Source organism: Paenibacillus sp. D51F, assembly GCF_053345695.1.
The window spans coordinates 36,937-54,466 of the sequence record NZ_JBKFAO010000009.1 but is presented as its reverse complement, the minus strand read 5'-3'; the positions used below and the strand labels follow the sequence as shown (position 1 = coordinate 54,466).

Here is a 17,530-nt window from a genome sequence, read left to right as displayed (position 1 = left end):
TCGCCTTTGGATTTAAATTTTTGTGTTTCCCAGAAAGAAAAAGAAAACCACATGGGAGTTGTTGTGGTCAAGACCCCAAGTTGTGGGCATTGAGAAAAACACTATGAAGCCAGCTGACGTCGATACTCAATCGGCGTCAGTTTTTTCAATTTGATTTGGATTCGTTCCTCGATATAAAAACGGATGAATTGCTCTATTCTTCGTTGTGCCTCTGCTTTGGAATGGATATCATGAGGGTAGAGCGCTTCCGCTTTGAGATGCGAGAAGAAACTCTCCATAGCGGCGTTATCTAAACAATTGCCGCGTTGTGACATGCTGATTTGGGCGCCAACCGTAGGCAGCATGTCGTGATAAGCATGGGACGTGTACTGGAAGCCCTGATCGCTATGAACGATCAGATTGGCTATCTTACCAGTCACGTCATTTGCATTTCAATGGCCTTTGTAACCTATCCGGTGCGCTATTTTGGGTGCAAGCGAGAAAGGATGGCAAAAGCGAGCAGCGGCAAAGCACTAAGCAGGCCCGTAATTGTATTAGACAAATGGGTTTGGGAATGAATATATCCAACCAACGGACCCAGTCCAATGATGGGTGCCCTAAGATTCACTGCAATGAATAAAATCCCCAAAATCAGCCAAACTATACTGGCTCGGGAACGTACGGCTACTTCTTTATTAACGTTATCAATAATCAAAGCGAATACCTCCTCCTGTCTTCCGTCGCTAAGTTGTCTTTACGAGGCCGGGATAAGCTTGATTTTGGCTTGCGATTGACCAGATAAATGCTGATTCCAATGAGAACAAGCCCGACCAAAAGGTAGCTGGAAAAAGCTTCGTTCAAAAACAGCACGCCGCTAATAACGGAGATTACCGGGACGAGAAACGTATAAGAAGCAACTTTGCTGGCATCGCCTGTATTCACTAGCGTGAAATAAACAACCCAAGAGGCCGAAATCCCAACAACGATCCCAAATACAAGTCCAAATAAATAATGCCCATTCCACACGATATCCGACCATTTTTCCGTAATCGAACCAACAGAAGTCAGCGCGATTCCCCCGATTGTACATTGAAAGGCCACCAGCCAAATGGAATCTACCCGCGAGCTCACTTTTTTGACATACACCGTGCCGATAGCCCAACTGAATGCCGTAATAAGCGCCAATACGATACCCAGGACAGCTATATGCCCCGATAACCCTCCCGCGCTTACAGCCGCCACGCCAAGGACCCCGATAATCAAGCCCGTTACCTTTAATCCCGTCATCAATTCTCCTAACCATAACCAGGCCAAAATCCCGACAAGGACAGGCTGAAGATAAACGATAACCGAGAACAATCCCGATGGCATATGCATCATCCCGACGGTCTGCAGCCCATAGAACAGAGCGACGTTAAACAGGGATGAAGTCAGATAGACCGGCCAGTTTTCTTTCCAGCGTATTTCTTTCCGTTTGGACCAATAGCCGACGATTAATAATATTCCTCCGATCAACGTGCGCAATCCGGCGAATAGAAGAGGAGGCGTATATTCAAGAGCGATTTTATAAATAGGCCACGATATTCCCCATGCAATAACAAGAAAAGTGACCAGACTTATGGTTTTGGATCGTGATAATTTTTTCATGTTGGCTACCATTCTCCTATCCTCTATTCTAATTAATTATCCTAAAAATCAATCATACGCCCCTTCTTTTTAGGTATCAAATTACTTTTTTAGTTATCCTTTTTTTTAATATATTGGTCAAAGCTTGTTTGAAAAATAGGCCATGAACTCTACTCGCGTAGATATTCATGACCTTCTCCGTGCATCTTTAATATGTTTTACGTACTGAGTTTAGGACAGGAGCGCCCCGCCCTCAATCAGGATAACGGAGCCAGTGGTGAATCCGTTTTTCGCAAGGTAAACATAAGCTTCGGCAATATCTTCCGACTGCGCGATCCGTCCGACAGGCAATTGGCGCGCAATGGCGTTGAACATGGATTTCCGGTCTTCCTCCGGCATACCTGCGTAGACAGGCGTATCTACGATTCCGGGAGAAACCACATTGACCCGAATCGGGGCAAGATCCACCGTCAATCCCCGCATTAAACCCTCCAACGCCGAGTTGATCGCAGCCAGCGTGGATGCCCCCTTCGGAGGCCGTTTGCCGTAAACGCCTGAAGTCAAGGAAATGGAACCTTCTTGGTTCAAATAGGGGATAGCCGCTTTAACGGTGATATACTGGCCCCAGAACTTGCTGTCGAAGGCAGTTTGCGCCTGTTCAACCGGCAATTCGCGGAACTCACCCATCGCGCCTTCGCCAGCGGTGATAACCAAGTGATCAAACTTGCCAACCTTTTCGAAAAATTCCGCGGCTTTCTCTTCACTCCGAAAATCCAGCTCGTAAGCTTCAACATTCCCGCCAAGCGTTTGTTTGGCTTCCGAGAGCTTGGCAGCGGAACGGCTTGCGATAATTACCTTTGCCCCTTCATCCAGAAATGCCTTGGCAGTCGATAATCCAATTCCTGATGTGCCTCCTACAACTATGACTCGCTTCTCTTTCAATGACATTCGGATAGCCTCCCTATTTTCCCATTAATGATAAGCCCGCTCATATTGCTTTGGAATGGTGGTATATTCACTTCTAAGCGATTTAGCAGCATGGATAGTCCAGTAAGGATCTCGAAGCATGCCACGGGCGATCGCCACTAAATCCGCTTCTTCGCTGCAGATGACGGATTGAGCAAGTGCCGGGTCCTCAAGCATGCCTACAGCTACGACGGGAACCCCAAGAGCCTCCCGAATTTTGCGCGCAAAAGGAACTTGATAACCTGGATAGTTGCCAGGCTTTCTTTCTCCTACGGGTCCTTCCCCGCCAGAACTTACATGAAAGACATCTACACCTGCTGCATGGTAAGCTTTAGATAACTTAATGGCATGTTCCATACCATAACCCCCATCCGCGTACTCTACGGCAGTGATTCGGAAAAATAACGGCATATCTGCAGGCATTTCCTTTTTGACCGCCTGGATGACCTCTACCCCGAATTTGGTCAGGTCTTGTCCATACGCATCTTGGCGTTTGTTGGTCAAAGGGGATTGAAACTGATGAATTAAATATCCGTGCGCCCCGTGAAGTTCAATCATATCTACGCCTGCCTGAACAGCCCGGCGGGCTGCATCAGCGTAGAGCTGTACCATCTGATTTACCTCATCGACTGCAAGTGCGCGGGGCATCTTATAGCGGGATCCCGGATATGGAATAGCGGAAGGGGCCACTGGCTCTTTAGCATCTTCCGCTTTTCGGCCAGCATGAGCAATTTGAATCCCAATCTTGGCCCCGTGAGCATGAACCCCATCAATAATTCTGGAAAATGCCGGAATATGGTCATCGGACCAAATCCCTAAATCAAAGTCGGTTATTCGACCATCCGGCTCAACGTCCGTCATTTCCATGATGATCAAGGCTGCACCGCCAATTGCGCGGCTAAGGTAGTGAACGTAATGCCATTCGTTGGGTTTGCCATCCCTAGCGGTTACGGAATATTGGCACATGGGGGCCATGACTACCCGATTTTTCAATTGTAAACCTTTAATTTCATAAGGAGAAAATAAGTGATTGGTCAAGTCAGAACCTCCATTAATGGATCATTTACATAGGTCATATCCTCACCTCTTCGCCTATCGGATATTCCCATAGTCCCAATTTTCCCTTCGCTGGAATATAGGGCTTCAGCAGACGGAAACCCGCTATTTCCCACGCAAAATAACCTGGACTGTAATCGCCTAACAGGAAGTCATCCCCCGTCACGACCTTCCCGCAATCCAGAATGGCTGACGTATCATCAGCGTCGATGACTTGATAACAATTCGTAAGCTCGCAGGTTGCAAGGATAACCCCCGTAGGGAGGTTTTGTTCCGTATAGCCATTCTTGGCGAGTAAAGAACGAATGGGTTCATATTTGCAGGCCTGCTTATCGACTTTCTTGCTTGCATGAATGGCCAACGGTCCGCGATACCGGGTCTTCCAGGATCTTGTTTCATAGAGAGTCTCGCCTTGGACAAGCAGAGTCGCCCACGGTTGAATCATGGATAATACTTTCATTCCTCTACGCTCCATTACTGTTCATAATGAAGTACTATTCCCCAAACATTCTCCAAACTTTCCTTACCCCGCATAAAAAAGACGCAATCGCTCCGGTCGCATTAGACCTTCGGGAACAACCTCTGTTTCACACGCTCAATTAAGCCTGAATTTCGTTTACGATTTGATGTAGACCCTCTTCGAGTGAAGTGGCCGGACGTCCAAGCAGCTTCTGAAGATCATTGCTCTCGACTTCAATGCGCCATCGCAATCGCACTCTGAATTCCAACCAGAATTTCAACATCAACAAAGCTCAAGGACAATAAGAGACGTTCGGGAATTTCCCGAGCGTCTCTCCGTTCTTTTCGGCTCATCTTTTACATCACTTTTACATCAATGCCATTTTTCGACCACTGCATCACAACTTTCAATGTGCTGTACCATATCGAAAAAACCAATAAGGACAAGGGGGCTCGGACTCTGTTTAATCCCTCACCAACAAAGCCACCGATTCCACATGTGTTGAGTGTCCAGTGTGAACAACCCTAATACGATGTGCCCCTAATAATAAGAGCTTGACCGCCAAACTTTTACGGTAGTTTGGCTCTTTGTTTTGAGCTGAATTGGTTTCATCAGCCCATGATCTTAACCGCATTCTCTTTTATCTTTGTAACCATCTCGACAAGCCTTTTTTGCTTCGTGCCATCAAACAGCTTAATAAAACTTTGGGGTTTATCAAAAGGCGGCTTTATGAGTTCAGCCACACTGTCGATATAGCCGTTCTGCACAATATAATCGACAACCTTTTTCACAAATACAATTTGCGCCTGGCTGAGCGACTCGTCGTTAATAAATTCAGAGAACGCGACAATCGCGGCTTCATATTCAAGCTTGGCAATTTTCCGCACCAGCAAGCCGAACGGCGTATCCTGAAATTCGCGTTTATAATCCTCTGCTGTGCCAAGCTCTCCGGTAAAGATCTTCTCCAAGCTCTCATAATCGAGCGCGGTAAGCGGAATGTTATTCCGAAGCTTATATATCGCCAAAGTGTCACGGTTCTGCTCAATATAACGGTTCACCTTCCGCTTATAATCCTCAAAATCATAGGCTTGGTACATGGCTTTACCCTCATTGACCGTGAGAATTTCATCGGCGAGGTTCGTATAAATGGGGGGTCTTTCTACCCCATCCACAATAAACTTGATGAGGCTGCGCAGCTCCATACGCACTTTCTCAAAAATCAATAAATCCGAGCTTTCCCAGAACTCGTCTGTTCCGATCGTTTGGATAAGTGCCAGTTTTTCTTTAACCTGGGGAATGGTAGCACGTTTCAATAGGCTTACAGATACATCGATCAATTGCTTCCTGCCCTTTTTGAATTGCGGCAATCCCTCAATCTGGGCGATCATTAACCCATACATAAAATTGTCAAAGCGCTTGGCGTGCTCGTCCGTATCTACCATATAGACAATCGGCGCAAGGTACGTGATCAAGTCATGTTTATCCAGGTCCGTCAGACAGACAAAAGCATCCGCAGTCTTATACTTCTCAATATATTGCAGCTGCATCTTCACCGATACCAGTTCCGTGTTTAGCGCTTTTATCTGCTGGATGACCGTTTCAATCAGGTCTGTACGGATCGTTTGATAAGACTCATCGATAAAGACGGCCTGCTGCATGTGATGGATCAATCGAATCCGCTTTGCGAAGATGGCTTCGGACAGGCTCTGGGTTTCATTGCCCTGCAGGCCCTCTTTGTGTTGGCGGAAGAACTCAAAATTCCCGAGATAATCAAAGATAACAAAGCGGGTCTTGTCTTCTCCCTCGCCGAACAGGTTCTTGCCCAATCTTGTCCCGCGCCCAATCATTTGCCAGAACTTCGTCTTGGAGCGAATCCGCTTGAAAAACACCAAATTCACAATCTCCGGCACATCAATGCCCGTATCCAGCATATCCACCGAGACGGCGATATGAGGCTCTTTATTCGCAACCTTAAAATCATCGATAAGGCTTTGGGCATAACTGTCATCCGAGACAATCCGCTTGGCAAAAGAACCATTATACTGCGGATACAGCTTATTAAAACGCTCGATAATATATTGGGCGTGTTTTTTATTTTGCGCGAAGATAATCGTCTTCCCCAGCCTGTCGCCACCGGCCACTGTAATGCCCTTGGTCATTAAATCTTCCAGCACTCGATCCACGGTAGATTGGTTAAAAATAAATTCATTCACCGCAGGCGACGGTATAAAATCAGGCATATCGCCATCCTCGTCCGTAAAATCTTCTTCATACCGCGCCTTATCTTCTGCAGAAAGATTATCATAGGTAATCCCCTGCTCCAGGAACTTCGTCGTAATTTCAATGTTATGGTAAGGCACCAGCACGTGGTCAACCTCTACTGCGGTCTCATAGGCATAAGCATAGGTGGGCACGCCGCTCTCCATCTCGAAAAAATCGTACGTATTTCGGTCGACCTCCGTCTTCGGAGTTGCTGTCAAACCCACAATGATTCCGTCAAAATATTCAAATATCGCACGATACTTTTTGAAAATACTTCTATGTGCCTCGTCCACCACAATCAGATCGAAATGGGCGGGAGTAAACAGACGTTTGCCGTCATCCCCTTTGGCACTGTCAATCGCATTAAGCATAGTCGGATACGTTGAAAAAACAATTCGAGCCGTCTTATCATCCTTGTTGCTCAGCAGATTACAGAGGGACATATCCGGCAGGTAATTCTTGAAGTCATCCTTTGCCTGTTTAACCAATGCCGTTCTGTCCGCCAAAAATAAAATGTTCGTTACATATCCGCCCCGTGATAAAACATCCGTCAAACTGGATGCCGTTCTCGTTTTACCTGTACCTGTCGCCATGACGAGCAATGACCGTCTGTGACCGGTCGTTATATTTTCGCAAACCGCCCGGATGGCTTCCTTCTGGTAATAACGGTCCGTGATGTTATCGTCAATGAGCACTTCGTCTAACACTTTGCGTTCGCTGCGGCGGTTCATCAGCTTTTCCAGATCAGCCTTTGAGAATATCCCGCTTACCTTGCGCTGTGGAGAAGTTGCGTCATCCCATAGATAGGTTTCAAAACCGTTGGTGGTAAACATCATGGGACGTCTACCTGTCATTCTCTCTAAACAATCCGCATACAGCTTGGCCTGATGGGTTCCGATCTTCGCATCTTTGGAGGTGCGCTTCGCTTCTATGATGGCAAGTGGCAGTCCGTCCTTGCCGTACAGCACGTAGTCGGCATAGCCCTTCTCCTCATGATTAGGCATACCGATGAGCGGGACTTCTTCCTGAACATCATCGCCGAGCCTCCAGCCAAGCAGTTTCAAGTCCACATCGATATATTTTTTGCGAGTTTGAAATTCTGATATATCCTGCGGCGTGAACTGACGATCTTCCTTGTGCTGGTCTTTGTCAGCGGTAAGCCGGTCGCTCATAGCCGCAATCTTGGCACGGAGGGCCTCAATTTCGGAATCCTTTTGTTCGATTAAGCTGTCTTTCTCTTTGATTTTCGCTTCGTCAAGGACTACCTTTTCAGCTGGAATATGCTCTTCAGTGAAATGGCGTTCTTCATAGTTTGCCCCATAGCAATAATCCAGCCACTGTATAAATTCAAACAGTGCGGAAAGAGAAAGAACAGCATCACTACGGCTGATGGCTTTATCGGTATGTACCGCCAGGTTCCCCAACTTGATGATATAGGGCAGCTTGCCCCATGTCTGGTTCTCCATGGCGAATTTGAAAGAGGGCTCATGAATTAGTGCCTGCAAATTGTCCTTATAGGGCATGGTGATGGTGTTATCCGCAGCGTACACCCATTTGACGGCAAGCTCAAAAGCCTTCCGGCTGCCTACCGCTGCCATCGCAGGAGAGGTGGCAAGCACCCTTTCCGCTTCGATGCTGGCTGTAGCAAACAACACATATTCCGTTTGCCCTTGCAGGAATTCAAAGTTTGCAGCCATTCAGTTCACCTCTCAATTAGAATTTAGTACGTTAGTCAAAATACTCGCTCATCAAGCTGTCAAACAGGTGCTGGGTTTCTTCAATGGCCTTTTTTACGAGAGCTTTTTGCTCTTCAATTTTGGTGACGATGGTGGCGAATTGGTTTTGGAGCTTGATTGGCGGAAGTGGTAGCTGAAACCCTTCTAATTGTTGTTTATTTACTTTTGGAATATTAGTACGCCCACTAAAGTCTAATATATAATTTAAAAAGAACTCCGACCGTAGAATATATGCTAAATAGTATCTGTTTGAGATACCACTAATGGGTAAAATAGGATACGCATCGGCTGAACATAATCCACTAAAAGTAGGCAAGGCAACTTTATTAAGATTAGGACGTATCTTACTGTAAATAATGTGCTTTTCTGAGAACAAATACTTTCCACTAATCAGGTTACTATCTTTAACAAGTTTATATTGAATTATCTTACCTGTATCTTTTTCAATACTATCTATACCTATATGCGGATACATTTCGTATTTCTCAAAATTTTTTGTCATCTTTGTATCTATCGTTGCAACATCTAGCAAACTTTGTATCCTCCACCCCTTTTCATTTTTGAAAAGGTTACCGAACATATCGTAAAAGGTGGATTTGATAAGGTTGTCCAGCTCCGCAAGCTGCTGTTTGCGCATGGCAAGCAGTTCTGAGGCGGTGTCTAACGTTTTGGCAATATGCTTTTGTCTATCAATTGGCGGGAGGGGAATTTCTAAATCCCCAATGTTTTTTAGGGATAGGTTTAATTGTGCTACTCCTTGCTTTTGCTTCTGAAATTGATTGTATACACTTTTTGATTTCAATACATATTGTATATATTGGGGGCATGATTCTTTTGTCGATGATAGCCTGATAATTGCTAATGCTTGGTTCGTGTTCGCTGGTAAAATGTCCTTTGTAACGAGAGCGGTTCTTCCTAATGCACCTGCAATAGAAAACAAAATATCATTCTCAACTAATATGGAGCGTTTCATCTTATCATTGCATTCCTCTGATATATGTTGAAATTTATGAAGTAGAAAGCTGCCAATTTCATTGATACTTTCAATTTTCACAAAATTAATGCCCATATCTTGAAAAGAAAAACCTATCGTCATGGGCGTTGTACCTTTTGTAATAACACTTGTTATCTCTGACAATTTCACCTTACTCACCAATAAGCCCTCTCAATTCCTCCATCTTGGAACCAATTTCAAGGTTCAACTCATCAAGGCGTTCCATGATTGCCGCTGGTGAATCATATTCTACCTTGTCGTAGACCACTTCTTTATATCGATTGATCGACAAATCATACTCATTCGCTTCAATCGCAGCCTTGTCTACCAAAAAGCTCGGTTCGGTTGGTTTGCGGTCAGCTTCACCTTCGAGGTTATGGAAACGAGCAAGGATGTCAGGAATATCATTAGCCGCAACAGGAGCACGTTTATCATCCAAGGAGAAGCCATCAGCTTTCATATCGTAGAACCAAACCTTGTCCGTACCGCCTGCACCTGTTTTAGTAAACAATAGAACGGCTGTGCTGACACCTGCATACGGCTTAAAAACGCCGCTTGGCATAGAGATAACCGCCTGAAGCTGATGATTCTCAACCAGCTCTTTACGCAAAGATTTATGTGCCTTGGTGGAACCAAACAGAACCCCATCCGGCACGATACAGGCGCAGCGTCCGCCTTTCCGGAGAATCCTCAAAAAGAGTGCCACAAACAAAAGCTCAGTCTTTTTGGTATTGCAAACCGTCTTTAGGTTATCGTGAATACTCTCGGCATCAACTGTGCCTGTAAATGGTGGATTGGCAAGGACAATATCATAGGCGGAAGAAGTATTGTTCTGCTTGGAAACACTGTCCACATAATCGATATGGGGCTGGTTAATCGAATGAAGCATAAGGTTCATGGCGGAAAGCCGCAGCATCGTTCGATCCGTATCAAACCCCGAGAACATCTCCCCTGCAAAATGCTCCCACTGCTCGCTCGTCATCTCAGACTCATAGTTTTCTCTGATATATTCAGCAGAAGATACGAGGAAACCCGCTGTACCGCATGCCGGGTCGCAAATCTTATCATTTGGTGTTGGGGCAAGCAGACGAACCATCATATCGCGAATATGCTTCGGCGTTCTAAACTGGCCGTTTTGCCCGGCGGAAGCCAGCTTACCCAGCATATACTCGTACAGATCGCCCTGCATGTCCAAGTCTTTAATATCATGTTCATACAGCTCATCCAGGCCGGTAATCATTTTCTGCAGCACTTGCGGGGTTGGGACCAGGAACATGGCATCCTGCATATATCGCGAAAAGGCAGTCGTATTGGCTCCATTCAAGGCTTTAATAAACGGGAACACTTTCGTGCCAACAATATCGTAGATGATTCGGGAATCTTTTGTTTTAAATTTACTCCAGCGCATGGCCTGTCCATCTTCATCCTGCGGGAAAATCTTCGGCGTCACTTCCCCACTCAATGCATCAAAGCTCTCGTTTTCCAGTTCCTTTTCATCGAGAGAGCGGATAAACATCAAGTAGGTAAGCTGTTCTATAACGGTTAATGGGTTGGTGATACCGCCCGCCCATATATCTGACCATATTTTATCAACCTTGTTGCGAATTTCTCCTGTTAGCATCAGTATTGCTCCCATCTACATCTTAATAATTCGATCTTAACATCGTATTTAATAGTCCATTAGACTTATTCCACAATCAAACTGGTAATTCCTTTATCCATTAGATTTTTTCCATTAATATACATCTTAGCGATAACAATTTGTCAGCAAATATATGTTCGCATGAAAAAAACCTCTTGCTTGAGAGGTGAATGAGTTAATTCATTTTCATAACGTGCTAAACCGTAGCTCATAAAAAAACTGCACACTTGGATGCTTTAACTTCATCTTCTCGGACATGTTTAAGATCCGCTTTTTTCCAATCCTTCTGTCCACCAAGGCTAGGATATTCAATAAGATATCATTGCTATCTAAGCTTTCCTCTATAGAAGTAGATAAAAACTTAGTAGCCACAACGATAAAATTTGATTTACTTAATGAAGCCTGCGCTGACAAAAGCTCTTTTGCATATTCTGAACTTATTCTGCTTCTGGCAATTACTTTTAGACGATCTTCCGGCACGGTCCCTTTGGCAGCTTTTCTAACCGCTTCAATATCGTCATTGTTGATAGGAATTTGAATATGTGAATCATTCTTGATTTCCAGCTCCGTCTGATACCATTTGATGAAGCTGGTTTTATCCATCATATTGAGTACGTTCTTTTTATCTACAGAGATATAACAAATACCTGGTTTATCAGGTAAATAACGGTAACCTGGTGCGCGGTATTCTACCCTTCCTTCTAACGCAGGACAGAGAAAGCTCTCCAGTTGTTGCTTCAATTTGCTCCAGGACATGTAATCCCCTCCATATAAAAACAGAGGAAAGGATTGTTGTCTCTGGGTTTGCCCCGTCTCCATTCATCCGATCCTCAACATCTTCAAGTTTTTTTTCTAATTTCTACGCCGAATTCTCCCTATCGAACTAACCAATCTTTACCCCAATCGTCCGTTGCCTCTCCTAACTTGGCCACTTAATTTCCTTCTTCCTCCGCCCCATCATGCTCCTTATTTGCATATTCATTGAGCAGCGCACGCACTTCAGTTGTTGATTTTGTGTTCATTAAGCTATTTCTTAATTCACTTGCCCCTCGAAATCCACGGACATATATTTTAAAGAATCGGGAAAGCGGTCTGAACGAACGTGGTTCCAGTTCTGAGTATTGAGCATGGAGATCTAGATGCAGCCTTAGCAAATCAAGTAATTCCTCACTGCTGTGATCCTTCGGCTCCTTCTTAAAAGCAAATGGATTATGAAAAATACCGCGCCCAATCATAATACCATCCACACCGTATTGCTCAACGAGCTGCAAGCCGGTCTGACGGTCAGGGATATCTCCGTTAATGGTCAGAAGTGTATCCGGTGCCACCTCATCACGAAGTTTCTTAATCTCCGGAATTAGTTCCCAATGAGCATCTACTTTGCTCATTTCCTCTCTTGTCCGCAGATGAATGGACAGATTAACAATGTCTTGTTTCAAAATATGGCTTAACCAGCCGCGCCATTCGTCTAAGGCACTAAAACCGAGCCTTGTTTTTACACTGACGGGCAATCCCCCGGCTTTTGCGGCCTGGATAATATCCGCTGCGGTTTCTGGACGGCAGATCAGACCGCTACCCTTCCCGTTCTCTGCTACATTCGCTACAGGACAACCCATATTAATATCGATGCCTCTGAATCCTTCTTTCGCCATACCGATGCTCATCTGACGAAAGTATTCCGGCTTATCTCCCCAGATATGGGCCACAATGGGCTGTTCATCCTCTGTAAAAGTCAAGCGCCCGCGAACACTGTGGTTCCCCTCCGGGTGACAGTAACTCTCTGTATTCGCAAACTCTGTAAAAAACACATCCGGTCTGGCAGCTTCACTAACGACATGGCGAAAAACAACATCCGTCACATCTTCCATGGGCGCCAGTATAAAAAAAGGCCGTGGTAAATCACGCCAAAAATTATCTGTCATATCAAAAACCTCTCTATGAATACTAGATTCAAAAAAGAGGGTGCCCCCCCTTTACTATTTCCTCCAATAGATCTCCGTTTTACTTGTCCTTTTGTACTAACAGCGCCACCGACTCCACATGCACCGTATGCGGGAACATATCCACAGGCTGAACCTCAACAGTCCTATACCCTCCGGCCTCCAGCACCTGCAAATCCCTCGCGAGTGTCGCAGGATTGCAAGACACATATACAACCCGCTCCGGCTTCATCTCCAGAATCGTGTCCAGCAGCTGCTCATCGCAGCCTTTGCGAGGCGGATCGACGACGATGACGTCCGGCTTGATGCCTTCCGAGCGCCAGCGCGGAATGACAACCTCTGCAGCTCCCGCTTCAAACGATGCATTTTCAATGCCATTTAATGAAGCGTTCCGCTTGGCGTCCTCGATTGCCTCCGGAACAATCTCAACCCCATACACATGTCCAGCGCGGCGGGCCAGGAACAGCGAGATTGTCCCGATGCCGCAATAGGCGTCGATGACATTCTCGCTGCCGGTCAGGCCGGCATAGTCGACAGCGGATTGATAAAGCCGGAGCGTCTGCACCGGATTGACCTGGTAGAACGACCGTGCTGATATGGCGAAGCGGATCCCGTCGAGCTCGTCGTAAATGACATCGCTGCCCCAGAGGGTGCGCGTCTCGTCTCCGAAGATGACGTTGGTCTGCCGCTTGTTGATGTTCTGTACGATGCTCGTTACCGCGGGCAGAGCTTCGCGAATGCCCTGGATCCAGTCCTCCAGGCGCGGAATGCGTGGACCGTTGGTGACGAGGACGACCATCATCTCGCCGGTGACGAATCCGGTCCGGACGACGACATGGCGGAGGATGCCGCGCCCTGTGGCTTCGTCGTACGCGGAGATGCCGACGCGGTTGCCAATGGCTTTGACCTGCCGCACCGCAGAGTCATTGTTCTCGTGCTGGATCAAGCACGCGTCCATGTCGACGATGCGGTGCGAGCCGCGGGCGTAGAAGCCGCCGATCAGGCTGCCGGCCGCGCCTCCGTCCAGGTCCGCCATCGCCATGCCGATGGGGACCTGCGCCTTGTTGCGGTAGCGCCAAGGCTCGTCCATCCCGATCGTCGGATGGACGACCACGCCTGCGCGCGAGCTATTCTCTTCGGAGGCCGCAGCAGCGCCGGACTCAGCGGTCTCGCGGCCTTCAACCGCCCGCGAGCTGCCTGCCACGGTCAGCTTGCCGATGCGCTCCAGGCTGTCGATGACATGCTGCCTTTTCCAGGCCAGCTGTCCTTCATAGCTCATATGCTGCAACTGGCAGCCGCCGCACTGCTTGTAGATCGGGCACGGAGCCTCGACCCGGTCAGGGCTTGCCTGGAGCAGCTCCAGCTGCTTGGCATAACCATAGGTTTTCTTGGTCTTGAGCACCTTGGCGGTAATTTTCTCGCCCGGCAGCGCTCCCTGAACGAATAAGGTAAAGCCGTCGACGCGGCCAACCCCTTCGCCTTCATGCGTCAGCCCGATGATGTCGAGCGTGACGATATCGTTTTTGCCGACTGGCAAAGCTGGTTTCATCTCTTCGTTTCATCCGTTCTCTTCGTAGTCTAAAAGGTCCGACAGAGGCTCCCAGCCTCTTATGTCGCGGAACGAACGGTTCCGCTCGCGGCCTTGTCCGTCAGTCAAGAATACCATATTTCCGCCTCTTTCGCTCCGTGGCAGAAGTCTCCAAGCCCTTTTGAAAGGGATGCTAACCATAGAGCCTTCCCGATGGTCGGTCTACTGGCGAGCCGAGGCGGTGATCATAATTCTGAACCTGCTGAAAGCAAAGCAGCAGTAAGACAAAGAGCGCCAGGCATAATGATGTCTGGCGCTCTATTCATTAACTTGTGGCGACATCGGCCACCGAAGTGCAGATGTGCCATCCATACGAGCATAAACAGGTTCAGGAAGTGAGACTGGTACCTACAAAAAGTGCAGGATGTAAAGCTGGCCAACGTACAGGTTCATGATGTACATGTGATGACATCGGCCACCGAAGTGCAGATGTACCGTTAAACGAGCATATTAACAGGTGCAGAAAGTGAGGTTGGCACTTTCAAAGAAGTGGGCTAAGGGCGGAAGGTGAGGCCAGTTTCTCCATATAAGTTCATTTCCTACATGTCGCAGGCTTCCATGTGGCGGGCTTCGGCCACCTATGTGCAAATGTACCATCCAAACGAGTTTGGACAGGTGCAGAAAGCACTGCTTGCAACTACGTACAGGTACAGAATGCAAAGCATGCAACTTCATACAGGTGTAGGAATCGAAGCTGGCACCTGCAAGGTGCAGAATGCAAGCTTGCAACTACGTACAGGAGCAGAATGCGAAGCTTAACTACTCAATGGTGCAGGAAGCGTAGCATGCAGCCATGGATAGGCACTTAATCCTTCTAACCGGAGAGGCTGGAATGGTCGTGAAGAAGCGTAAGCGTTCGCCTTTGAAGGCCGGATTTTCCCCATCAATGGGGGTAATCAAATCAAGAAATCCGGACTTCAACAGCGATCGGAACGACCTTGCGGCATTTCGAATGACCTTTCGGCTTCTCGAACGACCTTCCGGCTTCGGAGGCTGCTCTTCAAGAGCTTCTCCAATTGCTAGTAGCTAGCCTTCCCGTCCTGGTCCACAAAGATATTCAGATGCGAAGGAAGCATCGTGAACGTGCAGGGCAGCGTGCCGCCGTACTCGCCGTCGAGATTGAGCTGGACATAGTCCGGCGTCGTGATCTGCATGCGCGGCGTCTTGAAGTGGATCAGATGCGGATCGTTGAAATGCTCGCCGCGCAGGGCGAGCGTGACGATGCGGATGAACTCCGCCAGGTTGCATTTCTTGAGCACGACGACCTCGAACAAGCCGTCGTCCAGCCTCGCGTCGGGGGCCAGCTTCTCGAAGCCGCCGACGGAGTTGCTGTTGCAGATGAGGAACAGCATGATCTCCTCATGGATTTCCGGAATTCCCTCCGCCTGGATGAATACCTCGGTGGCGCGCAGGCGCGTCATCTTCTCCAGGCCCTTCATGTAATAGGCAAGCTGCCCGATCAGCGTCTTGAGCTTGCTCGGAACCTCGTAGGTCAGCTCCGTCATGGAGCCGCCGCCGGCGATATTGATGAAGTATTTCTTGCCCGCGCGGCCGACGTCGATGGGACGGGCATATTGGCGTGTGATGAGCTCGCACGCATATTCCAGGTTGCGCGGAATGCCGAGCGCCCGGGCGAAGTCGTTGGTCGTGCCGACCGGCAGGATGCCGAGCGGCGGGCGGTTCTCCTTCTCGCCGAGGCCGTTGATGACCTCGTAGAGCGTGCCGTCTCCGCCGGCGGCGATGATCATGTCGAAGCCGCGGTCAGCCGCATCGGCCGCCGCGATGGAGGCGTCGCCCTCCCCGGCTGTGGCATGGGTGCTTGTCTCGATGCCCCCGCGCTCCAGCATGGTGAGGATATCGCCCAGCCTTTTCTTCATCTCTTCGCGCCCGGAAGTCGGATTGTAGATCAGACGGGCTCTCTTGTACGTCTTGCTCATGCTTCATCCTCCTGCTTGTTCCAGCCACTGCAGCATCTGCCGCCGCATCCAGCGGACGACCGCTGTATCCGGGAGCATCCCCCGACCATTATATTCATATTCTAACTCACTCAGGCGTGCGGGAATCACCGAGGTTGTGAAATATCCTTGGCTAAGAAAAAGCGGAACGACGATGACGCGCTCCCGAGGGCGCTTGCGCAGCATCGCCGACAGCTTGCATGCCGCCTGATCCGGCAGCAGCATCGCCGTCTCCGCCCGGGCGAAGCCGCCCGCTGCCCTGATCCGCTCCGCCATCCGGCGCATTCCTTGGCGCCAGCGGCCGTGAAACACGGGCTCGCGCGAGCCATGGCCGATCAGCAGCAGCGCCTCCTGAGCGGGATCGCGTGAGAGCTCCCGGATATTCGCGAGCAGCAGCTCCGCGATCTCCGGCTCGTCGTCGATCGGCCGGCCGGGATAGATGCGGGCGCCGCCAACACGGAACATCCCGAGCTCTCCTGCCCGGTTCCCCGCAGGAGGCTGGCCGAACGCCTGCATGATGTCGTCGACATGCGTCGCTCCCGAAGAGACGAACAGCGGCAGCACGAGTATATCCGTGACGCCGCGTCCCAGCAGCTCGTCGACCCCGTCCTGGATCAGACGCCCATCCACGAGCTCCAGGAACGACGAAACGACCGGCACAGGGCCGGCCGGTTGCTGAAGTCGTATCGCTGCCGCCTCGACGGCTTCGTCCACGAGCGCCACCCAGCCCCCGTCGCGGGAGCCGTGGCTGATGACAAGAATGCCGGGACGGACAATAGGGGAGGGAAAAGAGGATGATGGCGTCGCCGACGCTTGCAAGGACCGCCCCCCATCCGGGTTGCCGAGCGGAATAGGATGGCCTGCGGAGCTCATTAGCGGTCCAGGCGGTCGAGGGTCATCTTGTACCCGTCATTGCCGTAGTTCAGGCAGCGCTTGACGCGCGAGATCGTCGCTGTGCTCGCTCCCGTCTCGGCTTCGATCTGGTTATAGGTGCTTCCTTTGCCCAGCATGCGCGCGACTTCCAGACGCTGAGAGAGGGATTGGACCTCGTTGACCGTGCACAGGTCGTCAAAAAACACATAACATTCTTCCACGCTCTTGAGCGTGAGCACCGCTTCGAATAATTGGTCGACTGCTTTATCGTTCAGCTTCTTTAGCTGCATTAATCCTTCACCTCGGTAAGAGTATCGCTGACTTTCTGGCTAGTGTCGCTACCTTTCATTCTAAAGGGATACGGCGAAGAAAACAACCAGTCACCGTATTCACGCTTTAGAGGACAATAGAAAAATGAAAACGCTATCGTAATAAATCGCCAAAAATCCTCTT

The 17,530-nt window shown here is 48.8% G+C and carries 15 protein-coding genes; all 15 read right to left on the bottom strand.

The genetic code is table 11. From position 1 onward, the window contains the following. Window positions 1–101: 101 nt before the first annotated feature. Window positions 102–419, bottom strand: a complete 318-nt coding sequence (locus tag ACLBWT_RS16870) for a transposase (RefSeq protein ID WP_447664296.1) — start codon at window positions 417–419, stop codon at window positions 102–104. 41 nt (window positions 420–460) lie between these two features. After that, window positions 461–694, bottom strand: coding sequence for a hypothetical protein (locus ACLBWT_RS16865; RefSeq protein ID WP_447664295.1), 234 nt, complete (start codon window positions 692–694; stop codon window positions 461–463). Next, the gene (locus tag ACLBWT_RS16860) at window positions 691–1,626 is read right to left on the bottom strand and encodes a DMT family transporter (protein WP_447664294.1); all 936 of its coding nucleotides are present in this window, start codon (window positions 1,624–1,626) and stop codon (window positions 691–693) included. The genes ACLBWT_RS16865 and ACLBWT_RS16860 overlap by 4 nt, the downstream gene beginning before the upstream one ends. Before the next feature lie 210 nt (window positions 1,627–1,836). Then, entirely contained in the window at window positions 1,837–2,553 is a 717-nt protein-coding gene (locus tag ACLBWT_RS16855) for an SDR family oxidoreductase (protein WP_447664293.1), read from the bottom strand. A 24-nt stretch (window positions 2,554–2,577) separates the two neighbouring features. Continuing rightward, on the bottom strand, window positions 2,578–3,609 hold the full coding sequence (locus ACLBWT_RS16850) for an NADH:flavin oxidoreductase/NADH oxidase (RefSeq protein ID WP_447664292.1): 1,032 nt from the start codon (window positions 3,607–3,609) through the stop codon (window positions 2,578–2,580). A gap of 34 nt (window positions 3,610–3,643) precedes the next feature. Then, a complete protein-coding gene (locus ACLBWT_RS16845) occupies window positions 3,644–4,087 on the bottom strand; it encodes an ASCH domain-containing protein (protein WP_447664291.1) in 444 nt (147 codons plus the stop codon). Window positions 4,088–4,698: 611 nt separating this feature from the next. After that, complete coding sequence (locus tag ACLBWT_RS16840) at window positions 4,699–8,046, bottom strand: DEAD/DEAH box helicase family protein (RefSeq protein ID WP_447664290.1); 3,348 nt, start codon at window positions 8,044–8,046, stop codon at window positions 4,699–4,701. Window positions 8,047–8,077: 31 nt separating this feature from the next. Then, window positions 8,078–9,238: a restriction endonuclease subunit S gene (locus ACLBWT_RS16835; RefSeq protein WP_447664289.1), complete on the bottom strand. Its 1,161-nt coding sequence runs from the start codon at window positions 9,236–9,238 to the stop codon at window positions 8,078–8,080. Further along, on the bottom strand, window positions 9,231–10,700 hold the full coding sequence (locus ACLBWT_RS16830; RefSeq protein ID WP_447664288.1) for a type I restriction-modification system subunit M: 1,470 nt from the start codon (window positions 10,698–10,700) through the stop codon (window positions 9,231–9,233). Before ACLBWT_RS16830 ends, ACLBWT_RS16835 begins: the two co-directional genes overlap by 8 nt. 207 nt (window positions 10,701–10,907) lie before the next feature. Then, window positions 10,908–11,477 carry an SF0329 family protein gene (locus tag ACLBWT_RS16825; protein ID WP_447664287.1) on the bottom strand — a complete coding sequence of 190 codons (570 nt, stop codon included), beginning with the start codon at window positions 11,475–11,477 and terminating at the stop codon, window positions 10,908–10,910. A 176-nt stretch (window positions 11,478–11,653) separates the two neighbouring features. Beyond that, complete coding sequence (locus tag ACLBWT_RS16820) at window positions 11,654–12,643, bottom strand: tRNA dihydrouridine synthase (protein WP_447664286.1); 990 nt, start codon at window positions 12,641–12,643, stop codon at window positions 11,654–11,656. A 79-nt stretch (window positions 12,644–12,722) separates the two neighbouring features. Next, window positions 12,723–14,210: a 23S rRNA (uracil(1939)-C(5))-methyltransferase RlmD gene (rlmD, locus tag ACLBWT_RS16815; protein ID WP_447664285.1), complete on the bottom strand. Its 1,488-nt coding sequence runs from the start codon at window positions 14,208–14,210 to the stop codon at window positions 12,723–12,725. 1,058 nt (window positions 14,211–15,268) lie between these two features. Then, window positions 15,269–16,186 carry a diacylglycerol kinase gene (locus ACLBWT_RS16810; protein ID WP_447664284.1) on the bottom strand — a complete coding sequence of 306 codons (918 nt, stop codon included), beginning with the start codon at window positions 16,184–16,186 and terminating at the stop codon, window positions 15,269–15,271. A 3-nt stretch (window positions 16,187–16,189) separates the two neighbouring features. After that, complete coding sequence (locus ACLBWT_RS16805; RefSeq protein ID WP_447664283.1) at window positions 16,190–17,023, bottom strand: sirohydrochlorin chelatase; 834 nt, start codon at window positions 17,021–17,023, stop codon at window positions 16,190–16,192. Window positions 17,024–17,076: 53 nt separating this feature from the next. Continuing rightward, window positions 17,077–17,367 carry a YerC/YecD family TrpR-related protein gene (locus tag ACLBWT_RS16800; protein ID WP_447664282.1) on the bottom strand — a complete coding sequence of 97 codons (291 nt, stop codon included), beginning with the start codon at window positions 17,365–17,367 and terminating at the stop codon, window positions 17,077–17,079. Window positions 17,368–17,530 lie beyond the last annotated feature (163 nt).

Coding starts and splice junctions, on each gene's coding strand:
- ACLBWT_RS16810 (WP_447664284.1), bottom strand. CDS start 16,186: ATGAGCAAGACGTACAAGAGAGCCCGTCTGATCTACAATCCGACTTCC.
- ACLBWT_RS16800 (WP_447664282.1), bottom strand. CDS start 17,367: ATGCAGCTAAAGAAGCTGAACGATAAAGCAGTCGACCAATTATTCGAA.
- ACLBWT_RS16855 (WP_447664293.1), bottom strand. CDS start 2,553: ATGTCATTGAAAGAGAAGCGAGTCATAGTTGTAGGAGGCACATCAGGA.
- ACLBWT_RS16840 (WP_447664290.1), bottom strand. CDS start 8,046: ATGGCTGCAAACTTTGAATTCCTGCAAGGGCAAACGGAATATGTGTTG.
- ACLBWT_RS16820 (WP_447664286.1), bottom strand. CDS start 12,643: ATGACAGATAATTTTTGGCGTGATTTACCACGGCCTTTTTTTATACTG.
- ACLBWT_RS16825 (WP_447664287.1), bottom strand. CDS start 11,477: ATGTCCTGGAGCAAATTGAAGCAACAACTGGAGAGCTTTCTCTGTCCT.
- ACLBWT_RS16830 (WP_447664288.1), bottom strand. CDS start 10,700: ATGCTAACAGGAGAAATTCGCAACAAGGTTGATAAAATATGGTCAGAT.
- rlmD (WP_447664285.1), bottom strand. CDS start 14,210: ATGAAACCAGCTTTGCCAGTCGGCAAAAACGATATCGTCACGCTCGAC.
- ACLBWT_RS16860 (WP_447664294.1), bottom strand. CDS start 1,626: ATGAAAAAATTATCACGATCCAAAACCATAAGTCTGGTCACTTTTCTT.
- ACLBWT_RS16845 (WP_447664291.1), bottom strand. CDS start 4,087: ATGAAAGTATTATCCATGATTCAACCGTGGGCGACTCTGCTTGTCCAA.